This window comes from Streptomyces sp. RLB3-17 (genome assembly GCF_007113425.2).
Classification (GTDB): Bacteria; Actinomycetota; Actinomycetes; order Streptomycetales; family Streptomycetaceae; genus Streptomyces; species Streptomyces mirabilis_D.
Genome location: NZ_CP041610.2, coordinates 5,940,974 through 5,964,492 on the forward strand (window position 1 = coordinate 5,940,974; position 23,519 = coordinate 5,964,492).

18 protein-coding genes are annotated in these 23,519 nt (G+C 70.6%); 9 read left to right on the plus strand and 9 right to left on the minus strand.

Features of this window, described 5'->3' with window-relative positions; genetic code table 11:
- Positions 1–124 precede the first annotated feature (124 nt).
- The 3 genes from FNV62_RS26985 to FNV62_RS26995 all read left to right on the plus strand — a co-directional run bounded on the left by FNV62_RS26985 (position 125) and on the right by FNV62_RS26995 (position 2,988).
- A complete protein-coding gene (locus FNV62_RS26985; RefSeq protein WP_054234175.1) occupies positions 125–589 on the plus strand; it encodes an SseB family protein in 465 nt (154 codons plus the stop codon).
- A 148-nt stretch (positions 590–737) separates the two neighbouring features.
- A complete protein-coding gene (locus FNV62_RS26990) occupies positions 738–1,709 on the plus strand; it encodes a pirin family protein (protein ID WP_054234174.1) in 972 nt (323 codons plus the stop codon).
- A gap of 169 nt (positions 1,710–1,878) precedes the next feature.
- Positions 1,879–2,988, plus strand: a complete 1,110-nt coding sequence (locus FNV62_RS26995; protein ID WP_054234173.1) for an AI-2E family transporter — start codon at positions 1,879–1,881, stop codon at positions 2,986–2,988.
- On the opposite strand, the gene FNV62_RS27000 is transcribed toward FNV62_RS26995, so the two are convergent.
- Positions 2,895–5,108, minus strand: coding sequence for a SpoIIE family protein phosphatase (locus FNV62_RS27000; RefSeq protein ID WP_143627344.1), 2,214 nt, complete (start codon positions 5,106–5,108; stop codon positions 2,895–2,897). The two genes, FNV62_RS26995 and FNV62_RS27000, sit on opposite strands and share 94 nt — an antisense overlap.
- A gap of 173 nt (positions 5,109–5,281) precedes the next feature.
- Between FNV62_RS27000 and aspS the strand changes: the two genes are divergently transcribed.
- Both aspS and FNV62_RS27010 read left to right on the plus strand, forming a co-directional pair.
- Positions 5,282–7,045, plus strand: a complete 1,764-nt coding sequence (aspS, locus tag FNV62_RS27005) for an aspartate--tRNA ligase (protein ID WP_054234171.1) — start codon at positions 5,282–5,284, stop codon at positions 7,043–7,045.
- 178 nt (positions 7,046–7,223) lie between these two features.
- Entirely contained in the window at positions 7,224–8,156 is a 933-nt protein-coding gene (locus tag FNV62_RS27010) for an intradiol ring-cleavage dioxygenase (RefSeq protein WP_225900384.1), read from the plus strand.
- A gap of 77 nt (positions 8,157–8,233) precedes the next feature.
- Here FNV62_RS27010 and FNV62_RS27015 read toward each other — a convergent pair whose 3' ends face one another.
- Positions 8,234–8,959 carry an alpha/beta fold hydrolase gene (locus FNV62_RS27015; protein ID WP_054234169.1) on the minus strand — a complete coding sequence of 242 codons (726 nt, stop codon included), beginning with the start codon at positions 8,957–8,959 and terminating at the stop codon, positions 8,234–8,236.
- A gap of 169 nt (positions 8,960–9,128) precedes the next feature.
- On the opposite strand from FNV62_RS27015, the gene FNV62_RS27020 reads away from it, so the two are divergent.
- Complete coding sequence (locus FNV62_RS27020) at positions 9,129–9,962, plus strand: helix-turn-helix domain-containing protein (protein WP_143627346.1); 834 nt, start codon at positions 9,129–9,131, stop codon at positions 9,960–9,962.
- 22 nt (positions 9,963–9,984) lie between these two features.
- Here FNV62_RS27020 and FNV62_RS27025 read toward each other — a convergent pair whose 3' ends face one another.
- Positions 9,985–10,611 carry a DUF7003 family protein gene (locus FNV62_RS27025; RefSeq protein ID WP_143627348.1) on the minus strand — a complete coding sequence of 209 codons (627 nt, stop codon included), beginning with the start codon at positions 10,609–10,611 and terminating at the stop codon, positions 9,985–9,987.
- Here FNV62_RS27025 and FNV62_RS27030 point away from each other — a divergent pair.
- Together FNV62_RS27030 and FNV62_RS27035 are read left to right on the plus strand one after the other, a co-directional pair.
- Entirely contained in the window at positions 10,610–11,236 is a 627-nt protein-coding gene (locus tag FNV62_RS27030; protein ID WP_143627350.1) for a hypothetical protein, read from the plus strand. The two genes, FNV62_RS27025 and FNV62_RS27030, sit on opposite strands and share 2 nt — an antisense overlap.
- Before the next feature lie 62 nt (positions 11,237–11,298).
- A complete protein-coding gene (locus FNV62_RS27035; protein ID WP_143627352.1) occupies positions 11,299–12,690 on the plus strand; it encodes a polysaccharide lyase family 1 protein in 1,392 nt (463 codons plus the stop codon).
- A 42-nt stretch (positions 12,691–12,732) separates the two neighbouring features.
- On the opposite strand, the gene FNV62_RS27040 is transcribed toward FNV62_RS27035, so the two are convergent.
- The 3 genes from FNV62_RS27040 to FNV62_RS27050 all read right to left on the minus strand — a co-directional run bounded on the left by FNV62_RS27040 (position 12,733) and on the right by FNV62_RS27050 (position 16,993).
- Positions 12,733–13,209 carry a hypothetical protein gene (locus FNV62_RS27040; protein ID WP_143602341.1) on the minus strand — a complete coding sequence of 159 codons (477 nt, stop codon included), beginning with the start codon at positions 13,207–13,209 and terminating at the stop codon, positions 12,733–12,735.
- A 130-nt stretch (positions 13,210–13,339) separates the two neighbouring features.
- The gene (gene metG, locus FNV62_RS27045; RefSeq protein ID WP_054234162.1) at positions 13,340–15,076 is read right to left on the minus strand and encodes a methionine--tRNA ligase; all 1,737 of its coding nucleotides are present in this window, start codon (positions 15,074–15,076) and stop codon (positions 13,340–13,342) included.
- A gap of 180 nt (positions 15,077–15,256) precedes the next feature.
- Positions 15,257–16,993 carry a VWA domain-containing protein gene (locus tag FNV62_RS27050; protein WP_143627354.1) on the minus strand — a complete coding sequence of 579 codons (1,737 nt, stop codon included), beginning with the start codon at positions 16,991–16,993 and terminating at the stop codon, positions 15,257–15,259.
- Positions 16,994–17,235: 242 nt separating this feature from the next.
- On the opposite strand from FNV62_RS27050, the gene FNV62_RS27055 reads away from it, so the two are divergent.
- The gene (locus FNV62_RS27055; protein ID WP_143627357.1) at positions 17,236–19,320 is read left to right on the plus strand and encodes a PhoX family protein; all 2,085 of its coding nucleotides are present in this window, start codon (positions 17,236–17,238) and stop codon (positions 19,318–19,320) included.
- Between the two features lie 277 nt (positions 19,321–19,597).
- Here FNV62_RS27055 and FNV62_RS27060 read toward each other — a convergent pair whose 3' ends face one another.
- From FNV62_RS27060 to FNV62_RS27070, 3 genes are all read right to left on the minus strand, one after another.
- A complete protein-coding gene (locus FNV62_RS27060) occupies positions 19,598–21,580 on the minus strand; it encodes an FUSC family protein (RefSeq protein WP_143602344.1) in 1,983 nt (660 codons plus the stop codon).
- Positions 21,581–21,619: 39 nt separating this feature from the next.
- Positions 21,620–22,627 carry an endonuclease/exonuclease/phosphatase family protein gene (locus FNV62_RS27065; protein ID WP_143627358.1) on the minus strand — a complete coding sequence of 336 codons (1,008 nt, stop codon included), beginning with the start codon at positions 22,625–22,627 and terminating at the stop codon, positions 21,620–21,622.
- A gap of 71 nt (positions 22,628–22,698) precedes the next feature.
- The gene (locus FNV62_RS27070; protein ID WP_143627360.1) at positions 22,699–23,502 is read right to left on the minus strand and encodes an alpha/beta fold hydrolase; all 804 of its coding nucleotides are present in this window, start codon (positions 23,500–23,502) and stop codon (positions 22,699–22,701) included.
- Positions 23,503–23,519 lie beyond the last annotated feature (17 nt).

The window sequence follows — 23,519 nt, forward strand, 5'->3', positions numbered from 1 at the left end:
ATCGGGGAGGTGGAGGTACTCGCAGCCTCGTTACACGTACTGGCAAGTAGCTACGATGATGCTACCCGTCGGTAATAAGAATCAACCCCTGATGGCCCATATGTGGCCGACTACTCTTTGACCCATGTACGGCTACGACCAGAATGCGGGCGCCCAGCAGCAGTACGCCCCGCCGCAGCAGCAGATGCCCGGCGGCTACGGCCAGCAGCCGCCGCTCTACCCCGAGCCGTCCCCGCCCTCGCTGGCGGACGCGGTCCGGGCGTTCACCACGGGATCGATGTCCGCGGAGGACTTCCAGCAGGTCTTCGCGACGTCGAAGGTCTACTGCCCGCGCGGCGACAACCCCGGATTCCTGGCGCTGCACAACACCCAGCAGCCGGTCATCCCGATGTTCACCTCGCTCAAGGAGCTGCGCCGGTACGCCGGCAAGGAGTCCAAGTACTTCGTGATCACCGGCGCCGAGGTGATCGACCTGCTCCCCACCGGCTACGGCTTCGTCCTCGACATGGAGGGGGAGCACCGCATGGTCTTCGACGCGAAGGCCGTGGAGCAGATGGTGGACTTCGCCATGCGCCGTATGTACGGGTAGCGCCCGCCGCGGGGAGCGCCCACCACGGTGGCGACCACCCCCCTACGACAGTCCGGACGCCCGGAGGGAATGCCCTCCGGGCGTCCGTCGTTGTGGGTGGCAGAAAGTTCAACAATCAACTAAACTCGAAGCACAAGGAGGTACCGACATGCCTGCAGTGACCGTCGAGAACCCGCTGACCCTTCCCCGTGTGGTCGCGCCGGCCGACGCCGTGGACCGTCCCGTGCTCACCGTGACGACCGCGCCCAGCGGCTTCGAGGGCGAGGGATTCCCGGTCCGCCGTGCGTTCGCCGGGATCAACTACCGCCACCTCGACCCGTTCATCATGATGGACCAGATGGGCGAGGTGGAGTACGCGCCGGGCGAGCCCAAGGGCACCCCCTGGCACCCCCACCGCGGCTTCGAGACCGTGACGTACATCATCGACGGCGTCTTCGACCACCAGGACTCCAACGGTGGTGGCGGCACCATCACCAACGGCGACACCCAGTGGATGACCGCGGGCGCCGGCCTCCTGCACATCGAGGCCCCGCCGGAGTCGCTCGTCATGTCCGGCGGTCTCTTCCACGGCCTCCAGCTGTGGGTGAACCTCCCGGCCAAGGACAAGATGATGGCCCCCCGGTACCAGGACATCCGCGGCGGCTCGGTCCAGCTGCTGAGCACCCCCGACGGCGGCGCGCTGCTGCGCGTCATCGCCGGTGAGCTCGACGGCCACCAGGGTCCCGGCATCACGCACACGCCGATCACCATGGTCCACGCGACCCTGGCGCCCGGCGCCGAGATGACCCTCCCGTGGCGCGAGGACTTCAACGGTCTCGCGTACGTCCTCGCCGGACGCGGCAGCGTCGGTACGGGCCGTCGACCGGTCCACACCGGCCAGACCGCCGTCTTCGGCGCGGGCGGCTCGCTGACCGTCCGCGCGGACGAGAAGCAGGACGCGAACACGCCGGACCTCGAGGTCGTCCTGCTCGGCGGACAGCCGATCCGCGAGCCCATGGCCCACTACGGCCCCTTCGTGATGAACACCCGCGAGGAGCTGCAGCAGGCCTTCGAGGACTTCCAGAAGGGCCGTCTGGGCACCGTTCCGGCGGTGCACGGAATGTCCGAGGGCGGGATGTAATCCCTGCCCGGGCCCCTTCCGGCCCTCTTCCGCACGACCACGAAAGGCCCCGTCCGTACCCCGGACGGGGCCTTTCGCCCGTCGGGCGGGGCCTTTCGCGCTGATGTCGTGTCACCCGGCCGGGCCGTCCCGGCGGGACGGCCCGGCCCTCGCGTGGTCGGGTGGAAGCGTGCAGCTACTCCCCGAGGGCGCCCGGCGGCTGGCCGCCTGGTGCGCCGTGATCCTGCTCGTCGCCGGTGTGGCGTGGGTCGGGATCCGGCTGTGCGGGGAGTTCCGTACGGCGATCGTGCCCGTGCTGCTCGCGCTCCTCGGCACCGCGCTGCTCGGGCCGATGTACCGGCGGCTGGTGAACGTCGGGGTCAACCGGTCGCTGGCAGCGGGGCTCACCTGTGTCGCGGTGGTCGTGGTCGTCGGCGGCGCCGTCTACATCGTGGTCGCCGCGCTCATCGACACCGGGGACCAGATCATCGCCTCCCTCAGGCTGGCCGCGCGGTCCGTCGCCCAGCACTTCGGTGCGGCGGGCACCTCCCTCGACGACCTCGCCGCCAACGCCAAGGACCTGCTGACCAAGTTCGGCGGGACGGCCGCGTCCAACGTGATCAGTGGCGTGAGCGTGGTGGGTGAGTCGATCGCCATGGCCGTACTGGCCCTGCTGCTCGTCTTCTTCTTCCTCCGCGACTCCCATCGCACCGCCGGGCTGCTGCGTTCGCTGGCGCCGCGCGGCACCGCGGACACGGTGGAGGCCATGGCCCGCCGCGCCTTCGACGCCGTCCAGGGCTTCATGCGCGGGACCACGGTGATCGCCCTGATCGACGCCCTGTGCATCACGATCGGCCTGCTGATCCTGCGCGTCCCGGGCGCGGTCGGGCTCGGTGCGCTGGTCTTCGTGGGGGCGTTCATCCCCTACCTCGGCGCCTTCCTCTCCGGCGCGGTGGCCGTGCTGGTCGCGCTCGCCGACCGGGGGTTCGTGATCGCGCTGTGGGCGCTCGGGGTCGTGCTCGCCGTGCAGGTCCTCGAAGGGCATGTGCTGCAGCCGATGATCCAGAGCCGGACCGTGCAGATGCATCCGGCGGTGGTGATGCTCGCGATCACGGCGGGCGCGTCCGTCGCGGGCATCCTGGGCATGCTGCTCGCCGTGCCGCTGACGGCCGCCGGGTTCGGGGTCCTCGCGGAGCTACGGACCCACTACGAGTCGGCGTCCCCGTCTCCACCGGCGTCCCCGTCTCCACCGGTCTCCCCGTCCCCACCGGCGTCCCCGTCCCCACCGGACGCCTCGTAGAACTCGAACCAGATGCTCTTGCCCTCGCCCCGTGGGTCGACGCCCCAGGCGTCGGCGAGGAATTCCACGAGCATCAGCCCGCGTCCGGAGGACGCCAGTTCGCCCGGGTGGCGGCGGTGCGGCAGGTCATCGCTGGCGTCGGTGACCTCCACCCGCATCCGGCGGTCGTCCGCACCGCCGGTCACCTCGGCGACGAGCAGCGCGTCGGCGTCGGTGTGGACGAGGACGTTGGTCAGCATCTCGGAGACGAGCAGGACCGCCGAGTCGCGCTGGTCGTCGCAGGCCCAGTCGTGCAGCATCTCGCGCAGCTGCTGGCGGGCCCCGGAGATCCGCTCGGGCTCGGCCTGCGCCACGGTCAGCGCGGTGCGCCGCACCGAGGGCGGGAGCGGGGCCTCGACCGTGTCGCCGCCCCCCTTGCCCTGCCGGCTCAGCAGCAGCACGGCTATGTCGTCCTCGCGCCGGTCGGCCAGCGGCCCCGGGGTGTGGTGCGAGGAGGGCCCGTGCACGCCCTGGACCAGCGCGTCGGCGAGCTCCTCCATGTCGCCGTCGTGGGACTCCAGGATGTGGCGGATACGGCGCCATCCGGTGTCGAGGTCGTGGCCGCCGGTCTCGATCAGCCCGTCGGTGCAGATCAGCATGGTCTCGCCGGGTTCCAGGGCGAGCCGGGTCGTGGGGTAGTCGGCGTCCGGGTCGATGCCGAGCGGCAGTCCGCCCGCCGTGGGCCGTATCAGCACCGTGCCGTCCGCCATGCGTATCGCGGGGTCCGGGTGGCCCGCACGGGCGAAGTCCAGGATGCCGGTCGCCGGGTCCACCTCGACGTACAGGCAGGTCGCGAAGCGCGGGTCCGAGGTGTTGCCGCCGGTCTCGCCGGTGGAGCCGTACGTCACGGAGTCCGTGATCCCGCACAGAAACCGTGAGGCCCGGGAGAGGACCGCGTCGGGCCGGTGGCCCTCGGAGGCGTACGCGCGCAGGGCGATACGGAGCTGGCCCATCAGCCCGGCGGCGCGCACGTCGTGGCCCTGGACGTCCCCGATGACCAGGGCGAAGCGGCCGCTCGGCAGCGGGATCACGTCGTACCAGTCGCCGCCGACCTGGAGGCCGCCGCCGGTGGGGACATAGCGTGCGGCGACCCCCATGCCCGGCATCTGCGGGCCGAGGGTGGGCATCATCGAGCGCTGCAGGCCGTCGGTGAGCTCCCGCTCCGTCTCGGCGGCCACGGCCCGGGAGAGGGCCTGCGCGAGCATCCGGGCCACGGTCGTCAGCACGGAACGCTCGTCGGGCGTGAAGCTGACGGGGTAGGTGAAGGCCGCCATCCACGCGCCCATCGTGCGCCCGGCGACGGTCAGCGGCAGAAAGGCCCAGGACTCCCGCCCGAAGTGTTCGGCGAGCGGCCAGGAGACCGGATAGCGCTCCTTGTAGTCCTTCGGCGAGGAGAGATAGACGGCGCGGCCCGTGCGGACGACCTCCGCGGCCGGGTAGTCGGTGGCCAGGGACATATGGGTGAAGGGTCCCTCGTCCCCCGGCTTCTGCCCGTGGTGGCCGACGACGGTGAGCCGGTCCCCGTCCACGCCGAAGACGGCCAGCCCGTCCGGTGTGAACCCCGGCATCGACAGGCCCGCCGCGACCCGTAGTACCTCCGCCGTGGACCGCGCCTCGGCCAGCGCCCGCCCCGCGTCCAGCAGGAACGCCTCGCGCGAGCGGCGCCAGTCGCCGGTGAGCGGGGTGCGCGCGGCGGTGGCTCCCGAGGTCTCGGTGACCTCCTGGAGGGTGCCGAACAGCACGAACTCCCTGGTCTCGGGGTCGACAGTCGGCTTGGAGCGGCTGCGCACGGTACGGATCACCCGCCCGTGCTCGTCCATGATCCGCAGCCGGACCTCGGCGAGCGTGTCCTCGGCGATGGCGAGCTGTACGACGCTGACGACCTCGTTCCAGTCGGCCGGGTGGAACCGGGACCGCATGGCCACCTCGGTGACCGTCGCCCTTTCCGCGGGCAACCCGAGGAGCCGGGCGGCCTCGGCGTCGATGGTGACCTGCCCGTGTGCGTTGTCCCAGCGCCACACGCCGGTCGCAAGGGCGGCCAGTACGTCCCCTACGGCGGGCAGGGGCTCACCAGTGCGCATTGACCCACTGTATGAAGAGGTGATCGGAAGGTGCCACCGAGAGTATTCGGGGCGGTGATCTTTGGGCGGCCGGTACCCTTGGGGGATCCGGGCGTCGGCCCGGAAGTTTCACGTGAAACAGACCCAAGCTCATGTGAATCAGACCCCGATCCGCGAAGACTGGATGAACGACGATGCATCGGTACAGGTCCCACACCTGCGGCGAGCTCCGCGCCTCTGACGTCGGCAGCGACGTCCGGCTGAGCGGCTGGCTGCACAATCGCCGAGACCTGGGTGGCATCCTCTTCATCGATCTGCGCGACCACTACGGCATCACGCAGCTCGTCGCCCGCCCCGGCACGCCCGCCTACGAGGCCCTCGACAAGGTCTCCAAGGAGTCGACGGTCCGCGTCGACGGCAAGGTCGTCTCGCGTGGCGCGGAGAACGTCAACCCGGACCTGCCCACCGGCGAGATCGAGGTCGAGGTGAGCGAGGTCGAGCTGCTCGGCGCCGCCGCCCCGCTGCCGTTCACGATCAACGCCGAGGACGGCGTCAACGAGGAGCGGCGCCTGGAGTACCGCTTCCTCGACCTGCGCCGCGAGCGCATGCACCGCAACATCCTGCTGCGTACGGCCGTGATCTCCGCGATCCGTCACAAGATGACGGCGCTGGGCTTCAACGAGATGGCGACCCCGATCCTCAGCGCCACCTCCCCCGAGGGCGCGCGCGACTTCGTGGTCCCCTCCCGTCTGAACCCGGGCAAGTTCTACGCCCTGCCGCAGGCGCCGCAGCAGTTCAAGCAGCTGCTGATGATCTCCGGCTTCGACCGCTACTTCCAGATCGCGCCCTGTTTCCGCGACGAGGACGCGCGCGCGGACCGCTCGCCGGGCGAGTTCTACCAGCTCGACGTGGAGATGTCCTTCGTCGAGCAGGAGGACGTCTTCCAGCCCATCGAGAAGCTGATGACGGAGCTGTTCGAGGAGTTCGGCGGTGGCCGTCACGTCACCTCCCCCTTCCCGCGCATCCCGTTCCGCGAGGCGATGCTGAAGTACGGCTCCGACAAGCCGGACCTGCGCGCCCAGCTGGAGCTGGTCGACATCACCGACATCTTCGAGGGCTCGGAGTTCAAGGCCTTCGCCGGCAAGCACGTACGCGCCCTGCCGGTGCCGGACGTCGCCGGTCAGACCCGCAAGTTCTTCGACGGCCTCGGCGACTACGCGGTCGAGCAGGGTGCGAAGGGCCTGGCCTGGGTCCGGGTGGGTGAGGACGGCTCGCTGACGGGCCCGATCGCCAAGTTCCTCACCGAGGACAACGTCGCCGAGCTGACCAAGCGCCTCTCCCTGGCCCCCGGCCACGCGGTGTTCTTCGGCGCGGGCGAGTTCGACGAGGTCTCGAAGATCATGGGCGCGGTGCGGGTCGAGGCCGCGAAGCGCTCGGGCAACTTCGAGGAGAACGTCTTCCGGTTCTGCTGGATCGTCGACTTCCCGATGTACGAGAAGGACGAGGACACCGGGAAGATCGACTTCTCGCACAACCCGTTCTCGATGCCGCAGGGCGGCCTGGAGGCCCTGGAGTCCCAGGACCCGCTGGACATCCTGGGCTGGCAGTACGACATCGTCTGCAACGGCGTCGAGCTGTCCTCCGGCGCGATCCGCAACCACGAGCCCGAGATCATGCTCAAGGCCTTCGAGATCGCGGGCTACGACCGTGACACCGTCGAGGAGCAGTTCGCCGGCATGCTGCGTGCCTTCCGCTTCGGCGCCCCGCCGCACGGCGGTATCGCCCCGGGCGTCGACCGCATCGTCATGCTCCTCGCGGACGAGCCGAACATCCGCGAGACGATCGCGTTCCCGCTCAACGGCAACGCGCAGGACCTGATGATGGGCGCGCCGACGGAGCTGGACGAGACGCGGCTGCGCGAGCTGCACCTCTCGGTGCGCAAGCCGCAGCCGAAGTAGTCCTCGCAGGGTAATTCCAGGTACCCGTCCCTGCCTCAGTGGCTCGGAACCGCCGCCGGTTCCGAGCCACTTTTGCGTGTCCACGCAAAACCACAGTCCGCACCCATGTTGCTGACAGGCGGCGTCCCTAGCGTCCGTGCACATGACTGAGAAACAAGAACCGGCGCACAAGCGGAACATGACACGACGCAAAGTCGTCGTCGCAGGTGGCGTGGCTGTCGCGGCCGTGGGCGCGGGCGGCGGACTCGCCGTGAACGCGTTCGCGGGCGAAACCACGACGGACGCCTCTGCCTCCTCTTCCGCCACGGCGTCGGAGACGTGCTACACCCTCACCTCGGAGACCACCGAGGGCCCTTACTACATCGACGCGGACAAGATCCGTCAGAACATCACCGAGGGCAAGGAGGGCATTCCGATGACCCTCGAACTCAAAGTGATCGACGCTGACACCTGTAAGCCCGTGAAGAACGCCGCGGTCGACATCTGGCACTGCACCGCGCTGGGCATCTACTCCGGCTACGAGGCGATGGGCAGCGGCGGTGGCGGCGGCGGTGGCGGCGGGACCCCGCCCTCCGGCGCCCCGACCGACGCCCCCTCCGGCACGCCCACGGGTGAGCCCCCGTCCGGCGGGCCCTCCGGCGGCACGGGTGGCGGCCACTCGGAGCCGACCGACGACGAGCGCTACCTCCGGGGCACCTGGAAGACGGACAAGCGCGGTTATGTCACCTTCAAGACGATCTTCCCGGGCTGGTACCAGGGCCGCGCCGTGCACATCCACACGAAGGTGCATGTGGACGGCACCTGGACCGACGCGGGCTACGAGGGCGGGCACACCTGCCACACGGGCCAGTTCTTCTTCGACGAGAAGTCGGTGCTGGCGTCGGCGGAGGTCTCCCCGTACTCCACCAACACCGCCACGCGCACCACGCTCACCGAGGACACGATCTACCCCCAGAACGGCCACACGGGCGGCCTCCTCTACCTCAAGTACGACAAGAAGAACATCGCGAAGGGAGTTCGCGCGCACCTGACGATGGGCGTGGCCCCGGACGAGACGCACGACAGCACGGACACGCAGCCGAGCACGTCGGCGTCGCCCTCGGCGAGCTGACCCGTCAGCTCGCTCGACCCGGGCCCGGAACTCCACTGGTTCCGGGCCCTTCGGGCCGTCGGCGCGGGAGGAGCGGGTCAGCCGAGCTTGAGCAGCAGTTCGGTGAGCTCGACCGGCATGGTGACCATGCAGTCGTGGCCGGTCGCCAGTTCCCACACCTGCGCCGGGGTGCCGTTGGGCTGTGTCGCGGGGACGGGCCGCCGGGCGAAGCCCTCCGGCTTGCCCACCGCGCAGTGGATGTGCGTCCGCGGGATCGTGTTCACGGCCGGGTTGTCCAGTCGGACCGGTTGCTGGAGGCAGCGCACCGGCTGATCGGACAGCATCGTGCGCAGCCAGGCGACATCCGCCGGGTCGGTGACCCCGAACAGACCCGAGGGCGGCGGCATCTCGGGCAGCGGCGGAACCCGCCAGCCGCTGTCGGACCGCACGGCGAGGTCGATCAGATCCTGGGTCAGCGGGAGGACGTCGGCCGCGCTCTCGCCGTCCTCGGGGACCATCGCGTCGAGGTAGACCAACCGCGCGATCCGGTCCGGGACCTGGTTGGCCGCGGACGAGATGACCAGCCCGGCGTAGCTGTGTCCCACGAGGACCACCTCGGTGAGGTCTTCCTCGACGATCAGATCGACGACGTCGTCGACGTGTGTGTCGAGCCCCACCTCGGGGCCGAGCAGATGCGACGTGTCGCCGTAGCCGGTCAGGGACGGCGCGAACACCCGGTGTCCGGCCGACGCCAGCAACGGGACCACCCGCTCCCAGCACTCTCCGCTGTGCCAGGCACCGTGTACCAGCAGATACGTTGACATGGTTTCGCTCCTTGCGCGCCGTCGATACCGGTGGTGAGGTCGACGGCGGTGTGGTCGGGCTCGGTCGTGTTGAAGGCTGCCGCCGGGGATGTGGCCGAGCCAGGGCCCCCGCGATCCTGGGGGTGACAGGACCAGGCACGCGCGCGACGGCCCGAATTACAGTGGGGAGATGACCGACGCCCCCAATCTGTTGGGCGATTACGTGCGCGCCCGCCGTGAGCTCGTCACTCCCGAACAGGTCGGCATCCCCGTCTCGGGGGTACGGCGGGTGCCGGGTCTGCGCAGGGAAGAGGTCGCGATGCTCGCCGGCATCAGTGCCGACTACTACCTGCGCCTGGAGCAGGGCCGGGACCGCAACCCCTCCGTGCAGGTCCTCGAGTCCCTCGCCCGCGTGCTGCGGCTGGACGACGCCGCGACGGCGTACCTGCTGCGCCTCGGCGCCGACAAACCCCGACGGCACCGACGCCGACGCCGGAGGGAGACCGTTCCTCCGGGCATCGCCAAGCTCGTCGCCACGCTCCCGCTGCCCGCACTGGTCGAGGGCCGCTACTTCGACGTCCTCGCCGCCAACGCCCTGGCGACCGCTCTGTCACCGCGCCTCGTGGCGGGAGCCAACCGGCTGCGGGCCCTGTTCCTCGACCCTGCCGAACAGGCCCTCCACCCGGACTGGGAGAGCGCGGCCGGGGGCATGGTCGCCGGCTTCCGCGAGTCCGTCGGCACGGACATCGACGATCCCCGATTCATCGAGCTCGTCGGCGAACTCTGCCTCGCCAGCCCCCGCTTCAGCCGGCTCTGGGCCCGCCACGACGTGGAGGCGTGCGAAGGCGCACCCAAGCACATCGACCACCCCCAGGTCGGTGGCCTGTGGTTGAACCGGGAGCGGCTGGGCATCGACGGAACGGCAGGCCAGACGCTTGTCATCTACCACCCGGACCCCGGCACCGACAGCGCCGAAAAACTCCTCCTGCTCGCCTCCGCCGCACAGACACCGGCTGTCTCCTGAACGACGTCCCGCTGGACAGGGCCTACAGGGTTCCGGCGTCGGGCCAGTGGGACCAGTGGGTGTTGGGCGGGAGGGTCGGGCGGTACCGGGCCGGATCCGAGGAGTTCAGCACCTCCGCTATCAGCCGGAAGGTCTCGTGCGTACTGGGCACGGTGTCCCAGAGGTCTTGCGGCTGGTGCCATGCGTCGAGCCGTAGCAGTACGGGCAGGTCGGCGGGGAGGTCGGCCCGCAGTTCCGTCCCGTCGGCCAGGAGAAGCTCCTTGTTCCCCTCGGCGAGCAGGCGGAACACGTCCTCCAGCGGGGTGCTCGCGGCGGCGTCCACGCGGAGTGCCGTTCCGCGGACGACCACGGGAACCCCTCCGACGTAGACCTCCGCGCCATCGGGATCGATCTCCTCCATGTTGTCCACCCGCTCCAGGAAGTCGCCGAACCCGGGCCCGCCGCGCGTCAGGCAGTTGCCGAAGCGGTGCATGACGTCGATGAGGTTGCCGCCGCGCGGGTTGTAGCCCAGTACCCCGGTGCGGGGAGGTTCACCGTCGACGCACAGGCGGTTCGGCGGGGGTGCACAGTGGCCGGGCGTGGGATGGGGAGAGGCGGGTGAGGTCACCGCGCGCCGTACCGGAACACCGCAAGCGCCGGAGGAAGCCATGGGAGTCGTGCTGGTCGCAGTGTTGCTGATCGTCGGAGCGGTGGCCGCGGTCGCCTACCAGCGACGGCTGTCGCAGCCGTACGGCGCGGTGTCCGACCTGGACGCGGAGGCGGGGGCCCACCGGTGGGTGGAGCGGCTCGGCGGGAGCCTGTCCACGCTCGACGCCCGGGGCAACGCGGCGGCGGCGCAGGCGCTGACCGACGCCGCCGAGCGCCACCGGGCCGCGCAGGGGCAGTTGGTCACGGCTCGCTCCGGCGCGCAGTACGCGATGGCCTCGCAGACGGCCCTGGAGGGCCTGCACTACATCCGCGCCGCCCGCACCTCGCTGGGCCTCGACCCCGGCCCCACCCTCCCCGACCTGGGCCCCGGCGCGATCACCGCCCGGGACGGCCGCGTCACGATCGACGGCCGGACCTACGCGGCCTCGCCCCGCCCCGGTGACGCGACGCCCTACTACTACCCCGGCGGGGTCGTGGGCGGCCGACAGATGCCGGGCGGTTGGTACAGCGCCCCCTGGTGGAAGACGGCCCTCGTCGCCGGCGCGGCCGGAGCCGGCGGAGTGATCCTGGCCGACGCCCTCCTCGACGGCCTCCGCCGCCCGCACGGGGGCGGCCCGATGTTCTGAAGCTCGGGCTTCAGGTCTCTGAAACAAAAGACCGGCAACCTTTCCGGTCTCCGCGGTCACTGATGAGTCAGAAACACCGTGCTCCACAACCACGTAAGGACTCATCCGTGGCATCCCCCTCGCACCGCAGGTCCCTCCGCAAGCGTCGTGTCGTCATTGTTTCCGCCGCCGCCGTCACGGCCGCGGGTCTCGGCGCCGTCGCGTTCGTGATGAACGCGAACGCGGGTACGGTCGACCTCGCGCACCAGGTGCTGCCCGCCAAGGACGGCTGGGCGGCATCCGGGTCCGGGACGACCGGCGGCTCGCAGGCCGACTCCTCGCACGTCTACACCGTCAGCACCCGTGCCCAGCTGGTGAAGGCACTGGGCAAGGCGGACAACTCCACGCCGAAGATCATTCAGGTCAAGGGTGTCATCGACGCCAACACCGACGACTCGGGCAGGAAGCTGAGCTGCGCCGACTACTCCGCCGGCACGGGGTATGCGGCGGCCGCCTATCTGAAGGCCTACGACCCGGCCACGTACGGCACCTCCAAGCTGCCCTCCGGCACGCAGGAGAAGGCCCGCGACGCCGCGCAGCAGAAGCAGGCGAAGAACATCGTCTTCAAGGTGCCCGCGAACACCACCATCGTGGGCGTGCCGGGCACCAAGGCCGGGATCACCGGTGGCAGTCTGCAGGTGCAGAGCGTCGACAACGTCATCATCCGCAATCTGACCTTCTCCGCCACCGAGGACTGCTTCCCGCAGTGGGACCCGACCGACGGCGACAGCGGTAACTGGAACTCCCAGTACGACGCCGTCACCCTGCGCGGCGCGACGCACGTGTGGGCCGACCACAACACCTTCACCGACGCGTCGCACTTCGACAGCGCCAACCCGAAGCACTACGGCCGCGAGTACCAGATCCACGACGGTGACCTCGACATCACCAAGGGCTCGGACCTGGTGACCGTCGAACGCAACCAGTTCACCAACCACGACAAGACCATGCTGATCGGCAGCAGCGACACCGACAGCGTCGGCAAGCTGCGCGTCTCCATCCACCACAACGTGTGGAAGGGGATCGTTCAGAGGGCTCCCCTGACCCGGATCGGGCAGGTGCACATCTACAACAACTACTTCGACACCACGACCGTCAACGGGTACGCGCCCCTCTACAGCATCAACTCCCGTGCCAAGGCCCAGGCCGTCGCCGAGGACAACTACTGGAAGGTCCCGACGGGCGGGAAGATCTCCAAGCTGCTCAGCGGCGACGGCACCGGCTCGATCGCCGGCGGCGGCAACCTCGTCAACGGCACCTCGACCGACCTCGTCGCCGCGTACAACGCCGCGAACTCGAAGAAGCTGAAGACGACGGTGAACTGGACGCCGACCCTGAACGCCGGGATCCAGTCCTCCGCGAAGAACCTGCCGACCGAGCTGGCCACCACCACCGGTGCGGTTCTGGCCAACTAGGTCAGGACACGGAAAGGGCGGGGAAGGGGGCCGCCGCGCGGCTCAGGTGTCGTACTGGCCGTTCCACGGCTCGGCGAACGCGAGACGGTCCGGGTAGAGCTCGGCCCAGGCCTCCTCCTCGTCCTCCCTGATCACCAGGCCGAACAGGACGCCTTCGACGGTGCGTTGGAAGGGGCGGATCGCGATGTTCGTGTAGGAGCGGCGGGGCAGGCTCCGCAGGAGTTTCGCCAGATGGGCCCTGGCCCGGGAGAGCACCGAGTCCGGTCCGTCCGGCGCCAGTTGCTGTTCGGCCCAGGTGCCCGCGCACCAGATCTCCGAGTCGCGGTAGCGGCCCTCGGCGTCGAAGGTGTGCAGCACCGTGTAGAGGCGTTTGTGCTGTTCCCAGCCATCGTCGGGACGGTAGCCCTCGGGGAAGGCATAGGTGATCGACGCCAGGAACTGCCCGTCCGCGTAGCGACCGATGCTCTCGGTGCGGGACTTCGGCTCGTAGGCGATCGGGATGACCGGAGGGACTGCCATGGCGAAACCATACGGGTGGTCAAGAGCATGTCACCAGCGGGGTCGGTTTCCGGCCGAGGAGTGAGACGGAGGACGGGAAAAGAGAGGGGCCCGGCACCGCTTCGGTGCCGGGCCCCTCGCTACGCCGTCACTACTCCGGTGCGCCGCCGAAGCGCTCCTTGTACGACTCCAGGTCCTCGTCCGTGATCTTGGCGAACAGGACCGGGGGAACCGTGAAGGGGGTGCCCGCGGGGACGGAGGACAGGGACCTCGCCTCGTCCGCCGAAACCCACGCCGCCGTGTCGTCCGGCAGTGCGAACGCCGAGCGCATCGCGCGGGAGGACGCGGGGATGAAGGGCTCCGAGACCACCGAGTAGAGGTGGATCAGGTTCATCGCCGTGCGCAGGGTCAGGGCCGCGCCGTCCGGGTCGGTCTTGATCTCCAGCCAGGGGGCCTTCTCCTCCAGGTAGGAGTTGCCCGCCGACCACAGGGCGCGCAGCGCCGCCGCGGCCTTGCGGAACTGGAGGGCCTCCATCTGGGTCTCGTACTCGGCCAGCAGGCCCGCGATCTCCTCGCCGAGCTTCGCCTCCGCCTCGCCCGCCGCGGAACCCGCCGGGACCTCCTCGCCGAAGCGCTTCTTGGAGAAGGACAGGACGCGGTTGACGAAGTTGCCGAGGGTGTCGGCCAGGTCCTTGTTCACCGTGGCGGTGAAGTGCTCCCAGGTGAAGGACGAGTCGTCCGACTCGGGGGCGTTGGCGATCAGGAAGTAGCGCCAGTAGTCCGCGGGCAGGATGTCCAGCGCGTGGTCGGTGAAGACACCGCGCTTCTGGGACGTGGAGAACTTCCCGCCGTAGTACGTCAGCCAGTTGAAGGCCTTGACGTAGTCGACCTTCTTCCACGGCTCGCGCACGCCCAGCTCGGTGGCCGGGAACATGACGGTGTGGAAGGGGACGTTGTCCTTCGCCATGAACTCCGTGTAGCGGACCGGGTTCTCGCCGGAGTCCGCCTCGTACCACCAGGACTTCCAGTCGCGGTTCTCCGCGTCTGTGTCTCGCGCGGCGTCCGCCCACTCCTTCGTCGCCCCGATGTACTCGATCGGCGCGTCGAACCAGACGTAGAAGACCTTGCCCTCCGCCGCCAGCTCCGGCCAGGTGTCGGCCGGGACCGGGACGCCCCAGTCCAGGTCACGGGTGATCGCCCGGTCGTGCAGGCCCTCCGTCAGCCACTTGCGGGCGATGGAGGAGGCGAGCTGCGGCCACTCGTGCTCGTGGCGCGCCACCCACTCCGAGACCTCGCTCTGGAGCTTCGACTGGAGGAGGAAGAGGTGCTTGGTCTCGCGGACCTCCAGGTCCGTCGAGCCGGAGATCGCGCTGCGCGGGTTGATCAGGTCGGTCGGGTCCAGCACGCGGGTGCAGTTCTCGCACTGGTCGCCGCGGGCCTTGTCGTAGCCGCAGTGGGGGCAGGTGCCCTCCACATAGCGGTCCGGGAGGAAGCGGCCGTCCGCCGGGGAGTACACCTGGCGGATCGCGCGCTCCTCGATGAAGCCGTTCTCGTTCAGGCGGCGCGCGAAGTGCTGGGTGATCTCGCGGTTCTGCGGGCTGGAGCTGCGGCCGAAGTAGTCGAAGGCCAGCTCGAAGCCGTCGTACACCGCCTTCTGCGCGTCGTGCGCCTGTGCGCAGAACTCGTCGACCGGCAGACCCTGCTCCTTGGCCGCCAGCTCGGCCGGGGTGCCGTGCTCGTCCGTCGCGCAGATGTAGAGGACGTCGTGGCCGCGCTGGCGGAGGTACCGGGAGTACACGTCCGCCGGGAGCATGGACCCCACCATGTTGCCCAGGTGCTTGATCCCGTTGATGTACGGAAGGGCGCTGGTGATGAGGTGTCGAGCCATCGCGGCTGCTCCCAAGTCGTTACGTGTCGTTACGTGGGGTGACGATCGTCGGTGCTGGTCGTACCGTCGGTCGTCTTGCGAACCTTGAAATCGTAGCCGACATGGGTGGGCCGCCCGTTTCCCTTTTCAAGGGGTGGGAAACGGGCGGCCTCGGATTGTTCTTGTCGGACCTACGGGCTGCTACGGGCGCCAGTTCTCCAGTACGCCCTCGTAGACCTCCGCGTCGGTCAGTTCGCGCGGGGTCGGGCCCGCGTGGAAGAAGGCCGTGTTGTCGGTCTTCAGCTTGCGGAGGTAGTCGAAGGCCTTGTTGTCGTGCTCACCGAACGCGACGAACGAGAAGAACACGGTCGGGTGGTCCTTCGCCGCGTCCGTGAGGGACTGGGTGGCGGGGGTCTTGGCGTCCGGGGCGCCGTCCGTCTGGAAGATCACCAGGGCCGGGTCGGTGGTGCCGGACTTCTGGTGGTGCGTGACGACTTCTTCCACCGCGATGTGGTAGCTCGTACGGCCCATGCGGCCGAGGCCGGCGTGGAGGTCGTCGATCTTGTTCTCGTGCTCGGGGAGGGTGAGCTCGCCGGTGCCGTCCAGTTCGGTGGAGAAGAAGACGACCTGGACCTTGGCCTCGGGGTCGAGGTGGGCGGCGAGGGCGAGGGCCTGCTCGCCGAGTGCCTGGGCGGAGCCGTCCTTGTAGTACGCGCGCATGGACGCGGAGCGGTCGAGGACGAGGTAGACCTTGGCCCGGGTGCCGGTGAGGTCCCTCTTCGCGAGGGCCGTTCCTGCTTGTTCGTAGGCGGTGGCGAGGTCGGGGGCGTGGGTCTTGACCTGGGTGAGGCGGGTGGCGGGGGTGGCGGTCGTTCCGGCCTCGGCTTCGCCTTCGGCCGCGTCTTCTTCCCCGCCCGCAGCACCCGTGACGCTCTCGTCGTCGGCTGTGGGTGGCCCCGCCGGGGGCTGATCGCCGTCGGCGGCGACGGGCTCGTCCACCGAGTCGAGCACCGGCTCGTCCGTCGACACGTCCACGGAGTCGGCCGTCGGCTCGTCGGCCGAGGCTGCGACCGGTTCGCTGACCGGTTCGGTGACCGCTTCCGCGACCGGTTCGGTGACCGGTTCCGCGACCGGTTCGGCGGGGGTGATCTCGGTGGTGACCGGGGCGGGGGTTTCCTCGGCGACCGGCTCCGAGGGCTCTGCCGCGGCGGGCTCGGGAGCCTCTTCGGCCACGGGCTCGGAGGCCTCCGCGGCGACCGGTTCCGGGGTCTCCTCGGCGGCGGGCGCGGGGGCTTCTTCGGTGACGGGTTCCGGCTCGGGCTCGGAGACCTCCTCCGCCACGGGCTCGGGAACCTCCTCGGCCACGGGCTCGGGTTCCGGGGCGGACGCCTCGGGGGTTTCGGCGACCGGCTCCGATTCGACCACGGGCTCGGGCTCCGGCGCGGGCGCCTCCACCACGGCCTCGACCTCGGCCTCTGCCTCGACCTCAGGCTCGGCCGGAACCTCGACCTCGGCCTCGGCCGTGGTCACCGGCTCGGGATCCGGAGCCGGAGACGGAATCGAAGCGGAAGGAGAAGCGGAAGCGGCAGCCGGAGTCGGCTCCGTCTCGGCCTTCTCCTCCGTCTCCTCCGTCTCCTTTGTCTCCTTCGGCTCCTTCGTTTCCTCGGTCGTCTTCTCCTCCAGTACCGGCTCCGCCGGCTTGGGGACCGTGACGTTGTCGAAGGCCGCCGACACCAGCTCGTCCACCACGGACGGCTCCGACGAAGGTGCGGGGATCTTTGGCTCGGCCTCCTGAGCGGGAGCCGGCGTGGGCTCCGGCTCGGTGGCCGGGGCCGGGACCGTGGGGGCCGTAGCCTCCGTCGGCGAGGTCTCCGCGTCGGCGTCACGCCCCTGGCGTGAGCGGCCGAACGCGTTCCGCAGGAGAGTGAGAATGCCCATGTGCGCAACCCTTCGCATGAGTTGAAGCCGTCAATCCCTGGCCAGGACGGACACGTAAGGTTAGCGGCCGTCTTCGGCGATCTTGGGCAGGGTCGGGTACCGACAGGTAGCGGTGTCAAGAGCGTTATCAAGACCCCTGTGAGAGCGGGAGGTTCACACTCTGTTCACCCGGCCGCAGGGTGCTTGCACCCGCACCCCCCTAGCGTCACGCTCACACCAAGGGTTCGTATGGGGAGAGTAAAGTGCGCAGACTGCTGCCGTTGATCGGAACGCCCGGTTCACATCCCGGTGGGCGATCCGCCCTGACCTGTCGGTTCCGCTGTGGTGACGCATGCTTCCACGAGGTGCCCAACACCAGCGACAACGCGTACGTCGGTGATGTCATCGCCGGTGCGATCGGCCGCCGTTCGATGATGCGGGCCGCGGCCGTCGTCACGGTCGCCACGGCCACGGGTGCGGCGGTCGTCGGCACCGGCGCCCAGGACGCGCAGGCCGCTCAGGCGGTGGACGGGGGTGCCGCGGCCCGTACCGGACACCCGGTCGACAAGGCCGCGCGCGGGCTCCGGTTCAGCCCCGTCGCGCCGAACACCGCCGACGCCGTCACCGTCCCCGGTGGATATGGCCAGAATGTCGTCATCCGTTGGGGTGAGCCCATCCTGCGCGGTGCTCCCGCCTTCGACCCGGAGCACCAGACCGCCAAGGCCCAGGCCGGCCAGTTCGGTTACAACAACGACTTCCTCGCGCTCCTCCCGCTGCCCGGTGAGCGCGGTCGGCAGCTGCTCGTGGCGAACCACGAGTACACCGACGAGGTGCTGATGTTCCGCGGGTACGACCCCGCGAACCCCACCCGTGAGCAGGTCGAGGTGGCGTGGGCCGCCCACGGTCTGTCCGCCGTCGTGGTCGAGGAGGACCGCAGGACCGGCAGACTCACCGCCGTCACCCGGCACGCCCTCAACCGTCGTGTCACCGCCACCACCGAGTTCCGGCTCACCGGCCCCGCCGCCGGGTCCGACCTGCTCAAGACCTCCGCGGACCCGACCGGCCGCAAGGTGTTCGGCACGCTCAACAACTGCTCCGGCGGCACCACCCCCTGGGGCACCACGCTGCACGGCGAGGAGAACTTCAACCAGTACTTCGCCAACGCGAGCCGTGACACCGACAAGCGGTACGGGCTCGGTACGGGCGCGACCGAGCGCAAGTGGGAGCGGTTCGACAAGCGGTTCGACGTGGCGCAGGAGCCCAACGAGTCGCACCGCTTCGGATACGTCGTCGAGTTCGACCCGTACGACCCTTCCTCCACGCCCCGCAAGCGCACGGCGCTGGGCCGCTTCAAGCACGAGGCCGCGACCGTGCGGCTGACGGACGACGGGCGGCCCGTCGTCTACACCGGCGACGACGAGCGTTTCGACTACTTCTACAAGTTCGTCGGCAGCAAGCGGATGCGGCACGGTTCCTCGCGCTCCGTCCGGGAGCACAACCTCTCCCTCCTCGACGAGGGGACGCTCTACGTGGCCCGGCTGACCGGCGACTCCCCCGCCGCCGAGATCGACGGGAGCGGGAAGCTTCCGGCGGACGGGGAGTTCGACGGCAGCGGTGAGTGGATTCCGCTGGCCACCGCGACCGCCCACGGGGCCGTCTCGCACGTGGACGGGATGACGGCCGAGGAGGTCCTCGTCTTCACGCGGCTCGCCGGTGACAAGGTCGGCGCCACCAAGATGGACCGGCCCGAGGACATCCAGCCCTCCCCGCACACCGGCAAGGTCTATGTCGTTCTGACCAACAACACCAACCGCGGCAAGGCCGGGTCCGCGGGCGCCGACGAGGCCAATCCGCGCAACGCCAACAAGCACGGGCACATCCTGGAGCTCACCGAGCGCCGAGGCCGCGCCGAGGCGACCACCTTCGGCTGGTCGCTGTTCCTCGTCGCGGGCGACCCGGCCGACCCCGCGACCTATTTCGCGGGCTTCCCGAAGGACAGGGTCAGCCCGATCTCCTGCCCGGACAACGTGGCCTTCGACCCGCACGGCAACCTGTGGATCTCCACGGACGGCAACCAGCTCGGCTCGCACGACGGCCTGCTGGGCGTGGCGACGAAGGGCGAGCGGCGCGGTGAGCTGAAGCAGTTCCTGACGGTGCCGACCGGCGCGGAGACCTGCGGGCCGATCATCCAGGACCGGCGGGTACTCGTCGCGGTCCAGCACCCGGGCGAGATCGACGGCGCGTCGGTGGAGAAGCCGGCGAGCCACTGGCCCGACGGACCCGGGAAGATCGTGCGCCCGGCGGTCGTCTCGGTGTGGCGCACGGACGGCTGCGACATCGGGGTCTGAGGCCGCGGGAGTCGTCGCGGGAGTCGTCGCGAAACCCGCGTACGGGTCTTGGGGGAGGGCTGGGACGGGGTTGTCCACGCCGCTGCGTTCCAGCCACTCCCCGAGAGGGTCGCCGTACAGTCCGCGGACCACCGTCTCGGGGCCGGACCGGCGGGTCGGCCGGCGGACGGTGACGATCTCACCGGTCGCCACCAGGGACGCCGGCGTGTGGTAATCGCCGCGCAGGACGCGGGGGTTGAGCCCGGCCGAGCAGGACCCGGCCGGGCGGTCAGTGCGGTCAGTGCGGTGACGCGATGGCGCGGGCCGCCGCGACCTCCTGGCGCAGTGGCTCCAGCACACTGCCGGCCGGCCCCGTGAGATCCGTACGGACCGCGACGAGGGTGTCGGTCTCGCGAAGCCCGTCCGACAACTCCCTCAGTTGCAGCGCGACGTGGGAGATCTCGGCCGGGGAGGGGCGCTGGGCGCCGTGCCGGATCCGTACTCCGGCGGCCGTGGTCGCGTCCACGATGCGCTCGACCGCGACGACGAGCGGCAGCCAGGCGGCGGCGCGCCGGCCGTTGGGCGGCGGTTCGCTCAGGGCGCGCTGGAACTCCGTGCGGATGGCGGACAGGTCGCGGTAGAGGCGGCGGCGCATCCGGGCGCGGGCGGCGGGGTCGACGTCCGCCCCGAAGGCGTACTCCACATAGCGGGCGGTGTCCGCGACCGCGTCCGCGAGGCGGTCGCCGACCCGGGTGTGCCAGCTCTCCGGCCACAGCAGATAGCCGGCGACGAGGGCGATCGCGCAGCCGATGAGGGAGTCGGCCAGGCGTGGCACGAGCAGGCCGGTGCCCAGATGGTTGAGGACGTCGGAGAGGAGGAGGATCACCGGGGTGACGGCGGCGGTCTGGTAGCCGTAGCCGCGTCGGCCGAGGACCGGGATGAGCGGGCCGAGGACGAACATGACCGGCACGTCCCACCAGCCGAGCGGCACCAGGGCGAGGACGACGGCCGCGACGACGAGTCCGGCCACCGTGCCGAGCGCGCGCAGCAGTGCCCGGGAGAAGACCGATCCGAAGTCGGGCTTCATGACGAAGGTGATGGTGAGGGCGACCCAGTACGAGCGTGGCACCGGGACGAGGGAGACCAGGGCCTGGGCGAGGCCGATGCACAGGGCGAGGCGCAGGCCGTAGCGCCAGGAGGCGGCGGACAGCAGGACGTTGCGGGAGGCGCGGGTGGCGCGGACGCGCAGGGATGGGGGTCCCCCCTGGTCGAGCGAAGCCGAGAGCTTGGGGGAGGGCCTGCCGAGGCGGTCGTCGACGTTGCGGGGGGACGCCTTGCCTGCGGACCGGTCGCTGACGACGTCGGCGGCGTGCCGCAGGGCGTGGTCGACGGCGCGGGCGGTCTCGTTGGTGGGGACCGGGAGGCTGAGCCCTATGGGGCCGGTGTAGCCGGTCTCGACGGCGTCGGCGAGGTGGCGTACGGCGTCCGCGACCTCGGGGGCCAGCGGCTCGTCGAACTGGTGGGCCGCCGGGGCGGCTTCGACGACGGGCGTGATGGCGTTGAGCTGGGCGAGCAGCCGGGCGAGTTCGGGGTTGCGGCCGTGCTGGAAGGCGCGCCGGGCGAGGGCGAGGTCGTAGGACTGGTTGAGGGACTGGGTGACGGCGAGGCGGATGTCGACGTACCGCTCGGTGCCGGTCGCGGCGAGCAGGTCGGCGACGGTCCGGTAGGTGTGGGCGACGGCGGCCCGCTCGGGGATGCCCGAGCGCAGCGGCCAGGCGAGCAGGGCCAGGGCCAGTACGAGGAGGCCGCCGCCGGACATCAGCACGGGTGCGAGCCACCAGGATCCCGGCAGGGGAAGTCCGGCGCCGATGGAGCAGTTGAGGAGGAGCAGCAGGCTGGACACGGAGGCCACGGCGCCGATCGTCGAGATCATCCCGGAGACGAGCGCGACGCAGGTGACCGCGCCGACGGCGACCCAGCCGTGGCCGTAGACGAGCGAGCCGATGGTGACGCCGATCGCGCCGAAGAGCTGGGGGACCGCGATGTTGAAGATGCGCATGCGGTAGGCGTCCGCGGTGTCGCCGATGACGCCGGACAGGGCGCCCATGGAGGCGAGGGCGCCGTACGCGGGTTCGCCCGCCGCGAGGCCGATCGCCAGCGGCAGGGCCAGCGCGATCGCGGCGCGTGCGGCGGCGGCCCAGGGCACGGGGGCCTGCTGCGGTCGGAGGTTCCTGACCAGCCAGTCGGGAGGGGTGAGAACACTGGGCAACTGGCGGGGCATGGACCCATTATGACCGCATCGCGCCACCGCTCCCGGGGCTCATTTGTGCTGGTGAAGGGTGATATCGACGACGAGCGCGCGATGGTCGCTGCCGGCGATGCCGAGGAAGGTGGCGGCGTTCGCGGAGAAGTCCCGGGAGACGAGGACGTGGTCGATCTGGGCGCCGAGGGTGGGGGCGGTGCGGGCGGGCCAGCTGGGGGTGCGCGGGGAGCCGGCCAGGCGGGCGCTGTCGCGCAGTCCGGTGTCGAGGATGCGGCGGAACGCGGCGTGGTCCTGGGAGGCGTTGAAGTCCCCGGCGAGGATGGTGGAGCTGTCCTTGCCCCCGGCGGCGTAGGCGCGCAGTTCGCCGAGCTCGTGCCGCCACAGTCCGACCTGCCCCGGCAGCGGCGGCATGGGGTGCGCGAGCTGGAGCCGTACGGCGTGCCCCTGTACGTCGGCCACGGCCCCCGGCATTCCCATCGTCCCGCGTACGCCGTCCGCCACCGCGAGCGGGAACCGGCTGATGATCACGGATCCGTCGGACCCGGCGCCCTCGACGGACACGCGGTAGGGATAGCCGCCCCCCGGGCCCTGGAAGGCCTTCTTGAGCGCGGCGGAGCACGTGTACTCGCACTCCTCCACGAACACGATGTCGGGCCGGTGCCGTTCGACGGCGGCGACGAGCGCGCGGGCGCCCCGTCCGAACTGCACGTTCGACGTCATCACGCGCAGTTGGGCGACCGGACTCCCGGTCGGCTCACCGGTCCTGCCGTAGGGCTCGATGTACCAGGCGAGCGCGCCCAGCACCAGCACACCCCACACCATGCCGAGCGGCCGGCGGGCGAACAGGGCGAGCAGGAGTCCGAGGCCGGTGGGCGCGAGGAGCCATGGCAGGAAGGCGAGCAGCTGGGGCACGGGGGTGATGCCGTCGCTGTCGGCGGCCCGGCATCCGACCACCACGCTCACCCCGGCCAGCAGCAGTCCGCACGCCCAGGCCGCGGCCCGTCGGCCCCCGGACCGCGTCGGCCGGTCCTCGGACTCCGCCGGGGCAGTCACCGCAGTGTCCACGTCCGGGCCTGCCTTCCGCTCGTTCGCGTGGGGTGCCCGAATCCTCCCTCACCGACGGGCGGGGCGTCTGCTCAGAGGTCGAGTCCGTCGAGTCCGTCGAGTCCGTCGAGGAAGTCCGCCAGCGCCGCGTTGAACTCCTCCGGTCGCTCCAGGTTCGGCAGATGGGCCGCCGCGGCGATCACGCTGAGCGTCGAGTGCGGCAGCGCCGCGTGCATCGCCTCGGCGTCCGGGACCGGGGTGTACGCGTCGTCGGCGCCGACGACTACGAGGGCCGGGACGGTGACGCGGGTCAGCAGGTCGCGGTAGTCGGGGCGCTCGGCCCGTCCGCGCAGGGCGGCCGCCGCGCCCTCGGGCGGCGTGGCGGTCATCATGCGGTGCACGTGCGCCGCGACCTCGGCGTCCGCGTAGGGCGCGACCATCTTGTAGAGCACCTCGTCGGCGTAGCCGGCCATGCCCTCGCGCAGCAGGCGGTCCGCCATCGCGGCGCGCGCCTTCCTGCCCTCCGGGGTCTCGGCCGACGGGAACGTGTCGGCCAGCACCAGCCCCCGGATCCGCTCCGGGAACAGCCGGTAGCACTCCATCGCGATCTGGCCGCCCATGGAGAGTCCGGCGAGGATGAACCGGTCCACCCCGAGGTGGTCCAGCAGTGCTGCGATGTCCTCGGCGAAGGTGGCGAGGGGCGTGACGCCGGGGATCACCGGAGACGCGCCGTAGCCGCGCAGATCCGGGGCGATCACTCGCCGTCGCGAGGAGAACGCGGCGATCTGAGGGGTCCACATCGTGTGGTCGAAGGGGTGGCCGTGGATCAGGACGAGAGGGAGTGCCGTGACATCGGCGGCGCCCCCTTTGTCCTCGTATGCGAGGAAGGGTGGCATGGTCACGACCCTAGGTC